The 11,131-nt window shown below is 36.4% G+C and carries 13 protein-coding genes; 1 reads left to right on the top strand and 12 read right to left on the bottom strand.

Translation table 11 applies throughout. The annotated features are described in order from the left end of the window. Positions 1-129: 129 nt before the first annotated feature. From JCM10991_RS10170 to JCM10991_RS10200, 7 genes are all read right to left on the bottom strand, one after another. Positions 130-735 (bottom strand): RusA family crossover junction endodeoxyribonuclease, encoded by a 606-nt coding sequence (locus JCM10991_RS10170; protein ID WP_162149522.1) that lies wholly within the window; start codon positions 733-735, stop codon positions 130-132. Between the two features lie 89 nt (positions 736-824). After that, positions 825-1,469 carry a helix-turn-helix domain-containing protein gene (locus JCM10991_RS10175; RefSeq protein ID WP_025021404.1) on the bottom strand — a complete coding sequence of 215 codons (645 nt, stop codon included), beginning with the start codon at positions 1,467-1,469 and terminating at the stop codon, positions 825-827. Positions 1,470-1,615: 146 nt separating this feature from the next. After that, on the bottom strand, positions 1,616-2,962 hold the full coding sequence (locus JCM10991_RS10180) for a replication initiation protein (RefSeq protein WP_025021405.1): 1,347 nt from the start codon (positions 2,960-2,962) through the stop codon (positions 1,616-1,618). 166 nt (positions 2,963-3,128) lie between these two features. After that, positions 3,129-3,251, bottom strand: a complete 123-nt coding sequence (locus JCM10991_RS16240) for a hypothetical protein (RefSeq protein WP_263640316.1) — start codon at positions 3,249-3,251, stop codon at positions 3,129-3,131. A 164-nt stretch (positions 3,252-3,415) separates the two neighbouring features. Beyond that, the gene (locus JCM10991_RS10190) at positions 3,416-4,432 is read right to left on the bottom strand and encodes a hypothetical protein (RefSeq protein ID WP_025021406.1); all 1,017 of its coding nucleotides are present in this window, start codon (positions 4,430-4,432) and stop codon (positions 3,416-3,418) included. 417 nt (positions 4,433-4,849) lie between these two features. Beyond that, on the bottom strand, positions 4,850-5,320 hold the full coding sequence (locus tag JCM10991_RS10195) for a hypothetical protein (protein ID WP_025021407.1): 471 nt from the start codon (positions 5,318-5,320) through the stop codon (positions 4,850-4,852). 13 nt (positions 5,321-5,333) lie between these two features. Then, entirely contained in the window at positions 5,334-6,449 is a 1,116-nt protein-coding gene (locus tag JCM10991_RS10200; protein WP_025021408.1) for a ParM/StbA family protein, read from the bottom strand. A 441-nt stretch (positions 6,450-6,890) separates the two neighbouring features. Between JCM10991_RS10200 and JCM10991_RS10205 the strand changes: the two genes are divergently transcribed. Next, the gene (locus JCM10991_RS10205) at positions 6,891-7,382 is read left to right on the top strand and encodes a PD-(D/E)XK nuclease family protein (RefSeq protein WP_025021409.1); all 492 of its coding nucleotides are present in this window, start codon (positions 6,891-6,893) and stop codon (positions 7,380-7,382) included. Between the two features lie 151 nt (positions 7,383-7,533). Here the strand turns inward: JCM10991_RS10205 and iscB are convergent, their stop codons facing one another. The 5 genes from iscB to JCM10991_RS14995 form a co-directional block, all read right to left on the bottom strand. Next, positions 7,534-8,880: an RNA-guided endonuclease IscB gene (gene iscB / locus JCM10991_RS10210; RefSeq protein WP_025021410.1), complete on the bottom strand. Its 1,347-nt coding sequence runs from the start codon at positions 8,878-8,880 to the stop codon at positions 7,534-7,536. Positions 8,881-9,160: 280 nt separating this feature from the next. Next, positions 9,161-9,547, bottom strand: a complete 387-nt coding sequence (locus JCM10991_RS10215) for a hypothetical protein (protein WP_155889646.1) — start codon at positions 9,545-9,547, stop codon at positions 9,161-9,163. A gap of 37 nt (positions 9,548-9,584) precedes the next feature. Further along, positions 9,585-10,505, bottom strand: a complete 921-nt coding sequence (locus tag JCM10991_RS10220; protein ID WP_155889647.1) for a hypothetical protein — start codon at positions 10,503-10,505, stop codon at positions 9,585-9,587. Between the two features lie 113 nt (positions 10,506-10,618). After that, positions 10,619-10,849 carry a hypothetical protein gene (locus JCM10991_RS10225; RefSeq protein ID WP_025021413.1) on the bottom strand — a complete coding sequence of 77 codons (231 nt, stop codon included), beginning with the start codon at positions 10,847-10,849 and terminating at the stop codon, positions 10,619-10,621. An 80-nt stretch (positions 10,850-10,929) separates the two neighbouring features. Beyond that, positions 10,930-11,131, bottom strand: a 202-nt coding sequence (locus JCM10991_RS14995; RefSeq protein WP_155889648.1) for a zinc ribbon domain-containing protein, incomplete at its 5' end; no start/stop codon positions are given.

Here is an 11,131-nt window from a genome sequence, read left to right on the forward strand (position 1 = left end):
CCAAACAATATATTGAATCCCAAATGCAAAAATCATTAAAAAACTAACTAAGTTCGGTTAGCTTATCAACAATTCATCCCATGTTTAAAAACATGGGTTTTCTTGTCTGCTAACCTTTATAAAAGGGGATTACAAGGGTTTCATCTCTAACAAAATACCCGCTTCCTCGTCCTTATCTACATATCGTTTCTGCACAAACAAAGACTGAATATGTCTGTCATTTAACCCCGTTTCTTTAAAGATAGGCGTCTCGAAAAATGCGTCTAGAATTGCCTTAGTGTAGTTATCAATATCTGCCGTATTTGAGTCTACGGGAAAAGGGCGGTCAAATTCTGTTGTTTTTCTGCTATTTCTCCTAGGTAAGATAAACATAATTCTGACCTTAATACCTAGATAATCATCCCTAATTTGTCCTAAAATAGGCATCTTTTGTCCATATCTAGAGATAACGTACCCGTCTTGATCTAAGATAGGCCGGCCGTCTTGGTCTAAACCTACATTCTTGGTCTTTACGACTTTTTTACCTCTCTCTTTGTCTATCTTGTACTCAACATCTTCTATCCGTCTAAACCCTTTAATTTCATGCGTATTTCGGTACTGATTTCCATTCCTATCCTTACCCAGTAATTCTTCAACAAGAGCATAATCGGTTTGGCCCAAATAATCTTCAACCCATTTCATAGCTTCATCAAGCCATTTGCGATACTTACTGTCATAATAAGCGTTGTTAATCATGCTGTTGACCCTAGGCCTTTTAGCCCCCTGAGGCTCAAGTGGCACTCTAATTTTCACGGTTCTTCATCCCTTTCTGACAAATATTGCGTTTAATCCCAGTCATCCCAATCGGAGTTAAACTCGTCTTTCTTCTGAGCATATAGTTCCCGTTTCTCTCTATCCCTCTTAGCCTTGTTTATAGACTGCTTAGATAGTTTTTTCTTTCTATCAGGTAACTCACCTCGTCTGATTGCTTCTAAACGGCCGTTAACAAATTTAACCATCCCTCTAAGCCCCTTAACAGTCAATACGCTCTCTAGTTCCTTTATTTTGTCCTCTGGCGCTTCTAAATCAGAAATCCGTCTACTTAGTCTCTTGTACACAGAAACGCTCATATCGGCAGATTTAGCTAATTCTGCGATTGTTCCTACACTAGCCTTGTATGCTAGTTGTTCATCCTGACTCTTATCTGTCTCTGAAGCTTTAGCTTGATAAAAAAACGGCAATAGCATCTCTAATTTTCCTAAGATACTTGCATCAATATCTATGACTGGGGATGCTTCGTTCTTAAAAACTAAGCCTTGCTCCCCACCTTTTTTGAATTTTTTTATCCATGTTGATACTTGATAGGATGAAATACCATATTCTTCTTTGACCTCGTTTCTGGTCTTACGCTTATCTAGAACATCCCTAACGATTTTCAAACGATCATGATACTCAACTCTAACAGGTATTTTTAATTTTTTTTTTGACATTCTTGGTCTCCTGACTATATTTTTCTTAACTTCACGTTTAACCCGTATATTTTGTTGTCTCGCGGATTTTAAATCTAATCTTTGATAATTGCCCCAAAATAATCTCAAAGCGTTAAAACGCAAAATACAAGCTTAGAACGATATACTTATTTTTCTTTCACTAACTCATCAACGTCGAAGCCGTATTTTTTAATATCTGCGATTTCCCTTTCGGATAAGGGTTCTCCTTTTTTTAGCTTATTAGTTACGCTAAACCTAGCAAGCTTCTCTTTTAATTCTTTCTCTTTACGGACTAATGCTTCTGATTCTTCTTTACTCATTTGAGGAACTACATATCCCTCTTTTGCCCAATTTGGTAAGGTTTCTTTCTGGATTAACCTTCGCTTAGTTGTTTTTCTTTGGCTCTGGTTCCTAACCTGATTATTCCCTGTAATCATCTGTTCATAATTTTGCAAGGCGGTAATCAAATAATTATTGAGATTCTTTGGATTCCCACTCATATGTTTTTTGACATACATGAGATGCGTTGTTAATTCTAAGGCATCGTATTTTTCTATGAATGCCTTATAACGATTCAAAACGGGTACTAACTCAAATAACGCATCCTCATTTTGTGTCATTTCAAACGGTAAAATTTGGCTTCCGAACAGGATAGCAAACTCTTGTCGAGACGTGATTTCCTTTGGATCATCACCTGAGTTCTGCAAATCATTAATTTCCAAGTTTGCTTTATCTCGAATGTGAAAAACAATCTTACCTATCCTACGTCCTATCCGTTCTTTTGTGTACGTAATATCTAAGTTGGTACTCCTGTTGATATCATCTACTGCAGTTGCTAAAACTCTACGCTCAAAATCACTGAACTTAGCGTACATCCCCAAGGTATTTGTTAGCCTCTTGAGATCGTCCAAATAGATTTCTGGATTAAGTATTTCTTTGAGCTGTCCCCTCGTTCTTGAGCCTTTATTTTTATAGTTCTCGTATTTGTTGTACGATTTCATGAGGAACTTATAAATCGAAATATTACTTGTATTTGAGAGATTCCCGATATCCTGAACATTCAAGCGAGTGTAATCCCGCTTTAAATCAGTCAATAACGGTAAAATTTTATCTGTAAATTCTAACTTGATAAAGTCTCCATTTTCCTCAACTTCAATATAGCTGATTGGAGCAATAGTAATACTTTTTTTACGTCCTGTTGGTGTATAAGTTTCAAAAGAGAATACACTTTCTTTGACAAGTTTTCTCATTACCTCTTCAAGTTGATAATTCTTAATTTCTCCCGTTTTAGGTAAAAAACTTTCTACCAGAGAGCGCCTTATTTCTACTATCCGATTTTCATTCGCATCTCCAGTCGGATTTATCGCTCCCACAGCTATTTCAAATAACTTTTGAGGAAGCGTTTCCATTTGGGCGACTGCAGAAATTAACTGATTATCTTGGTACGATTTAGTCCGATTAAGCTTCTCTAATTTATTAATATTTTTATCCATTTTTGGAACAACCTCCTTAAAGCCGACAAAAAACAATCGTTGTCGGCACTTTTGCAAAATCTGTCGGCACTTTCAGTTTTCGTTTATATATCAACATTATAGCTGATTTTTTCTATAAAAAATAGGTATTACTTAAAATTTTCAAACTCATTTAAAGCCGACAAATTTATAGTGCTGTCCACTTTTTCGCAAAATCTGTCGGCACTTTCGCAAAATCTGTCGGCACTTTCGCAAAATCTGTCGGCACTTTCGCAAAATCTGTCGGCACTTTCGCAAAATCTGTCAGCACTTAATCTCTGTATCCCTTGATATAACTAGATTTTTTCACCTCTAAAATATCAAATAATAAAATAATAAAATATTAAATATGATATAGATATATCAGGACACAAAAAAACCAGAGATCTCTCTCTGGGCTTTCAGCAATGATTGGATTATACTTCCAAGGCTACTCTATTCCTTGTTTTTGCTAAAAACATAATCCGCAAAATCAACTGTGTTAGGAGCATCTGCTACGGCGTTATCTACCTTGATTGGCTTTTTGCTTTCGTCAATTGGCTTAACCTCTGTCTTCTCAGTGGTTGTTTTTTTAGCACGCCTTTTAACACGTTTAGCAGGTCGTTTGCCTGTACTAGGTTTTTCTTGTTCTTCTAGCTTAGATTTAGCCATTTCAATTTGAGTTTGAATTTGCTTCAATTCAGCTTTGGTTACTTCAAGCTCTGTCAAAAGTTCCTCTTGCTCGCTATTAGCCTTATCAACTTCTGCTCGAACTCTAGCTAATGCTGAGCGGTCATTTCTAATTTCTCTCGCTAATTCCTTGCGCTTTTGACTAACTTCTTCCTCACGTTTGGCCACCAATTCGTTAAGAGCAGCTATACGTTTGTCCGACTCCATCTTTGCCTTTTCAGCTTTCTTTTCTGCATGAATTTCTTTTTTGCGGTTAGTTTCTACGTTTTCAGCCAATTCTCTAGCTAACTGACGCTTTTTAGCATCATATCGTCTTTCTGCATCTTTTAAGGTGGCAGACTCTTTTACTAGACGGGTGTATTTTCTGATATCCAATTCTCGCAATAACAGTGCGTTAATTGACGTTAGCATCACAATGAAATTTTTATCTTCTGGATTAGATTCCCGTAAAACACTGTAAATTCTGCTACGTTCAGTACGAATTGAAACATCTGACGCATTCTTAACCCACTTCATGTAGTGTTCTGGTGTGTAATTTTCTTTTAAATCCTTTAGGGTTGGTGACACCATTCCGTCTTCATCAGGTTTAGAATAGGTGAAAATAATTCCCTCAATAAAGGCATTGATTTCTGGTGGATTATCATTAATATCTACCATTCCAATTTTTTGAGGTGTTAATCCCAAAACCTTTGCAATGTCAACATTATTCATCCCCACAATTTTAGCAATTTGAATTAATTTGTCTCTCAAAAACCTTTCTTCACTTTGTTGTTTTCGAACCATATTACTTTTCTCCCTTCACAAATTTCATCTAGTTTTTACTAGACTTTTCTTTTCGCTATTTTTCTATCTTAAATCTCTTTAAGTTTAAGCGACTGTAGTATACCTCGTCAATGTAACTTACAGAAATAACTTGGATTAAATATTGATACTTTCTTATATGTTAATTAGTTTACATTTATGGAATTGATTAATTTTCAACTAACATCCCATATATTTTTTTCTAAAACTTATGGATGTACCTAATAACAATTTTCTATATTTATTGGTAAAAAAATTCGCCATAAACACTTATATAAATAGTGTTTTCAGATTAATAAATAAGTATTACAGACGAAGTAAACCATACTTTATAAAATTAAAAAACATCCCAGTTTCATAATCTGGGATGCCCACTTGGTAATTTTGATGTGAGCAGGACTACTTGACTTTCATCCCCGCCCCAAGCATATTTTTAAACATGTCGTCAGATACGGTAATGGTTTGCTCATCCTTTTCTCGCCTTGCTCTACGCTTTTTAGCAGGTTGTTCTACAGTATTTTCTGTAGATTCATCTGTAACTGTTTCTTCTGTGTTGAGAGGCGTGTTCTGTGGCTCACTTTGAGATTTAACCGTTACCTGTTCTTCAACTTGCGACTCAGGAGCTACAAATTCCATCAAAGACCCCGAACCAACTACAGCAGGGTTAATAGGAATTTGCATTGTTCCTGTTCTCATAATCTCTTTGCTATACTCACGCACAGCATGTTTGATAAGAACAGAACGATTAAGACCCGTCACCTCTCCTAGCCTATCCAAGAAAGTTAAAATATCACTATCATTTCGTGATAATGAAATCGAGATTGTCTTAGTCTTAGATGAGGCATTGCTTTTTGATTTAGCTCTTGCCATAGTCTACACATCCCTATTTTGCATCCATAGATAGAATTTGACCTTGGTAGTAGAATCCTTTGACGTTAGCAACCTCTGGATTTTCTACAAATTTAACATGAACACTACCGTCGAATTCTTCTTCGATGATTTCCTTATTAACCAATTCAGAACCGCCTCCTGTAATTAAGAGTAAGTCCATATCACCCAAATTCGAGAATGTGTGACGGATCTTATCTACTAAGTCATAAGACCAGTCATCAATTTGTTGGTTAACGATATCTGTCATATCATATACGTTCAGTGCGGATCGCTTGTAAGCAAATTCGCCATCCTCTAATCCATCCCTGAGAGCCAATTCAACTGTTTGAACATCAGCCGTAAAATTATGTTCTGTCCCAACAGCATTAGCAATATTTTCATATAAAGTATTAGCTCCCACTTTATATTGATTGTGGTTTTGACTTGACCGGTTGTGATTCTTTAACGTATCAAGAAGAACCGTACCGCCACCGATATCAACGACGCCAATCGTTCCTCCTTGAATTGTCTGAGAAAGTTCAACTTGTTCTTTAGTGAAAGTATTTTCCTTTTTTCCATCAAACGTTGCACCATCAAAAACAATGCTCAACAACGTTCCAAAGGATTGTGATAACACTAAGCAGTCCTTAACATCAATCGTTAAGGATTCACCATCAACGTTAATCAGATGCTTCCCAATGAAGTTCTTTTTCACTTCGTTGACGTTTGCATCTCCTTTAGCTTCCCAGTCATCACTAGGGAGACCTGCAATAACGTAATCAACGGTCAAAACCCCGTCTTTGGCTTCTACATAGTTCCTTCCTAGTTGACCTAGGGATAATTCACACAGATTTTGGTAAGGACGGGATGAATACCGCTTGTTATCGTGCATAAGCGAGTCTGTAAGTTCATCCTTACTATACGTGAGAATACCTTGGCCCCAGTACCAAGACCCACCTTTTGCGATCTTGGTTTCAAATTTTGTCATATTATCCGACTTCCCCAGTGAGAAGCCACCTTCTACTTTACTTGCCGGTAATAAGGATGATGGCATAACGTAAGTATGAGTGCCATCATATAATTTTGTCTGCTTATTACCTAAATCAATTCCAAAAATAATTTTGCTCATTCTTTGTTACCTCAATTCTTTTTCGTTATCATAGCTCTATCTAACTATATTTCATATGTTATATCTATTTTGTTGAATTGTCAACGTTTTTACGAGTAAAAGGCATTATTTTTTATTTTTTATTATTTTTATTTATTACTATATATTATTGATAAATTTTATTTGACAAAAAATAACAAAACTTATTAGTGCATAAAACACCGATATTAGGATACTTAATTTTTATTTGATATATCAACATTCTTACGTCCTCACATATATATAAATATCCCTCTTCACTACATTAATAATATGGACTAAAGTCTTATTCTTCTAAAACGGAAAAAGCATTTCTATATTTAGTTAAAGCATCTAAAGAGCTGAAAATGTTCACAGAAACCCCGTTCACTTCTGAATATCAAGGTATTAAATACAAGGGGAAACTTGATTTAATGTTTGTTGATGATGCTAACAAGAAAGTACATTGTATCGACTTCAAAACAAGTCGCACCTACTCAAAATGGGATTGAATGGGGTGAATTATTAGATGGCACACGTTCTAGGACAAGCGTGGTATGGCACGTTGATAAATTATTCCCAGTTCAAGCAGGAACTTACCGCCAGTTATTACAAGATAACGGGTATTCAGACTATGAAATTGACTACACTTACATTGTCGCAACTAAGGAAAGCTCCCCACGCATTGACGTTTGGAGCATTACTGATGAGGCTATGGATAAGGGCTTAGATATTTTCCTTGAAAATCTTGTCCTTGCTAATGATTACATCACAGGTAAACAAACTGCCCCTGTAGTCTATGATGACTCTCCATGGGCGCATAAATTAACCCTTAAAACTCCTAACAAGCTTGTAGCAGAAGTCCTTGAAGAAGATAAAGAAAAGGACTTAAACACGTTAAAAGAGGGAGAACAACTATTTACGGGGGTTATTTAAAACTAAAGAAAAGGACGGTTGAATGACCGTCCTTTTCTTGTTTCATCCCTAATTTTATCACGAGGGCAAGAAGACTCCTGAACTCTGTTCAGGTGATGAATTGCCCCTCTACTTTTAAACCCAAAAGGGTCTTTTTTAAATGACATAATTTCTAAATTTTTTCCTCTCTTAATCCGTTAATGTGATATAAACATTTAACTTTCTTAGTCGTTACTGATTTTCCAGTTTGAAATAAAACTGAATTACCGTTATTTATAACACCTTTAACGATTTCAATTTTGTTTGTCTTTAAGTTTCTAATAATATCATGTGGTCTCAGCTGATAGTGTTGTCGTCTAATAGATACACGTCCTTTAGAAACCTTTTCTTGACGATAAATCCGTTGATTATCATAATTAATTTCACGTGAGCGTCTAGTGCGACCAGAAGATAATTCTTTACCAGACTTCTTCTTGCCATCACGACTGTCGATATATTTCGCATCATAGAACTTTTGTAAACTACGATTATTATTAGCAACTTTAGTGCGTGAGTACACGTTACTGGTGCGTAAGTACTGATTTGTGCCACCGGCAATTACAAAGGCATCATTCAGATGTGACTTTTCAATGCCATATAATTTTCTCAAATTGGCAGTTATATAGCCTTGAGTTTCAATATAACTATCAAAATAATTAGGTAACCGACTAGCTAAAATACTCATGAAGTAAGCACCTTTATAATCAATCGAATTCTGCCTATTTTGAGCTAACTTTGCTAATACGCCATTATTATGGTTAGCTTGGTTATGGTTACGGTCAGATAGCAAAACTAAATTATCTGGTTGGTTAGTACCGCCGTCCTTACGTTGGACTAAGTGGTGTACTCGCAACTGACTAGCGGGATAGATTTTGCCGTCTAAAGCATCACGATTGACATCTCTTGCTAGCAAGTAGTCTTTTACATCTTTAAATCCTTGCATTTTGCCTTGAGTATATTCCCATGGTTTAATGTTAGGATTTAACAATTTTTGATTGTCAAAGGGCGACACCTCAATGACTAACTTGCTAATTGGCAAGAAATTATATAAACGTTTAATTTCTTTAATCGTAAAATCCAACCGGTGCTGAATTGATGGTGCTAACCAACTATCAGGACGTTTGCGATTGTCAAAACGTGGCTTACGATAACGCAACCGGTTTCTTCTGGTACGACGGTATTCACGTCTAGCAGTAATCTTGTCCTTTTCAGATTTTCTGACACTCTCAGACGCATAGTATTCACGTTGGTTACCGACCACCGATAAACCTAAGTGGAAACCTGCATCAACACCTAAGGTTAGCTCCTGAGCGTTTGTAGTAATCGGTCTTACAAATTGGATAGTATTCCTACTATTTCCGTACCAAATCGCTTGTCCCGATTTCAACCACCGACGAACCATGCCTAAACGAGAAGTGGGCATGACTGGTTCGCCTCTGGAGTCTACTACATAAATATGTTCAACTTTTTTCTGTGACATCTTGGCCCACCCCTTTCTTTAATGGGTTATAAGTCGCATTATCCCCGAAGAGCAATGCGTGTGTACCCTTCGCCAATGTTAGCCACTGGTTTTAAATCTCACTTACACTGGGCCTGACCTCAGCCCTGTTTAATAAGCAAGCGTAGAGTCCGAGACTAGGGTGGCATCCCGGAGTACCTAATTTCAGTGGTAACGTAGTAACTTAATACTGAGGCTAATCAACCATGCTTACAATTTACATTGCAAGCCCGTTATTTTAATAACGGGTCTGTTGACCGGCTTATGCACTAAGTTTGTCTTCATGATTTAAAGCATTTAGACAACCATTTAGCCAGTTAGCGATTGTTTTACATTCTAGGTACTGCTCGATGTACTGATCGTCCACAAAGAAAACATCATCCGTACAAAAAATCACCGAAAAATTGTCCTCATGACTCTGATAATCAATATACTTGCATTCTTCACGTTCGTTATTAACGGTTGTTGATCCTACTACCATGAAATTCCTATTTCCCCACAAATAGTTATTATCAATCATCAATAAGTGACGTTCAGGATCAATTTCTGCATCAATTACAACGGACGGATGTTCAATTTCTGGAAAATCATCCTCAAATTGCTTAAACATAATTCCTTGTTCATCTACTACATTTAAGATAACTTTCATCTTAATCCCCTTTTCCTTTTGTAAACCTAATCCACTTTTATAATTTTCGCTGTAACGTATCAGGTAATTTAAACCTTTCTTTTGGCAAGCTAATCTCATAAAAAACCTTCTCTTGCCCTTTTTCTTCTGAGATAACCTCTACCCCTAGTGGAACTAGCAGAGCTCCTATTTCATCGAAAAAGTTACTTGATACTTCACCTTCAGTTGATAGCTTAATTTCAAAATATTTATCACTCTTATCATCATCGTACTTCCCCGTCAAAGTCGAACTAATCATAATATCGTTTAAAAGTCTGTAAGCCCCCTTCGTCTTAGATTTTTTAACTAGCATATCGCTCTCTAAAGCAATTTTAGACATAATACAGCTTTCTAATTGCTCGGAAAGGTATTTACGTATCTTTAATTGTCTATAAACGCCTGAGGAATTAAATGGGGGCTTTCGATCTAATATGAAAGGTCTAATCTCCCCCCTATCTAATCTGATATAAATTTTTGGGGATGGTGGATTTTCTGCTACCAGTTGCGCATCTCGTTCTGAAAAGTCTCCAGATAACACATGGTCGTAGGCCTCCTGAATTTCTGGTCTATCTTCAAATGGCCGTTTAGGATCGTCTGGTACTCTGTAGTCCGCTAAATTCTTAGGGAGTGTGTCCTTATTCTGAAAGCCAATACTATTTAAGCTTCTTACAAAGTCCACTTCCTGATGAATATTAATCTTGTTGGCATCTTCCATAAAATTAAAGTTAATCCGTGGCCCACTAGATTCACCTGTAAAATCATACATAGCTTCCGCTGTGATTACCATAACAAGCTCTAACAAAGCTTCTCGGTTTTCCTCTTTAATCCATCCCGCTAAAATCAACTTATCAAGCCATGCTGATAATGTTAGGTCAAGGTTTTGTTCTAATAAATTTACTGTTATGTTCATCTTAATCCCCTTTCTATCTACTTCTTGCAATGAATTCTACTCTTTCTGTTCTCTTTTGTCAATGGACGTTTTTTAAAACGTACTTTAAAACACCCCCCATTTTACATACCTACTTGAAGAAAAAGCCCCTTTGCAGGGCTTTTTTAATTAATTCTAATTAAGTTTTTGTTAACTTGTACACTTCCATACTCAGAAAATACGGGGTTAGCTACATTGTAAACATAAGCATACGCTAAGTGTCCCTTTTGAGCTTCCTCAATTTCTTGTTCATACGTTTCAGTATAGCGAGAAGCAACATACACGTTTACAAATGGAGCATTAATATCAATGTAATGAACTACACCGTCACTAAAGTGACGGGTTTCTGGGAACACTAAGTAGTGTTTAGGATGTTATATGGTATGCCAAAACCCAACTCACAGAACTTAGCTATCTTACCAAGCTAGTTCCTAGCCTACTGGATATTTAATTGATTTAAACCACGATTTAAAATATTTAAACTAGCGTTTATGTCTCTATCGTGGTTTTTGTGGCAATAAGGGCACGTCCAGTTACGTGTACCTAGCCATTGTGATTGTGTTAAACCATCAAATTCATGATTTTTCTTACCACAATCAGAACAAATACGACTTGTGTTTTTAGGGTCTACAATCACC

It is taken from the genome of Ligilactobacillus equi DSM 15833 = JCM 10991 (assembly GCF_000615765.1).
Taxonomy (GTDB): Bacteria; Bacillota; Bacilli; order Lactobacillales; family Lactobacillaceae; genus Ligilactobacillus; species Ligilactobacillus equi.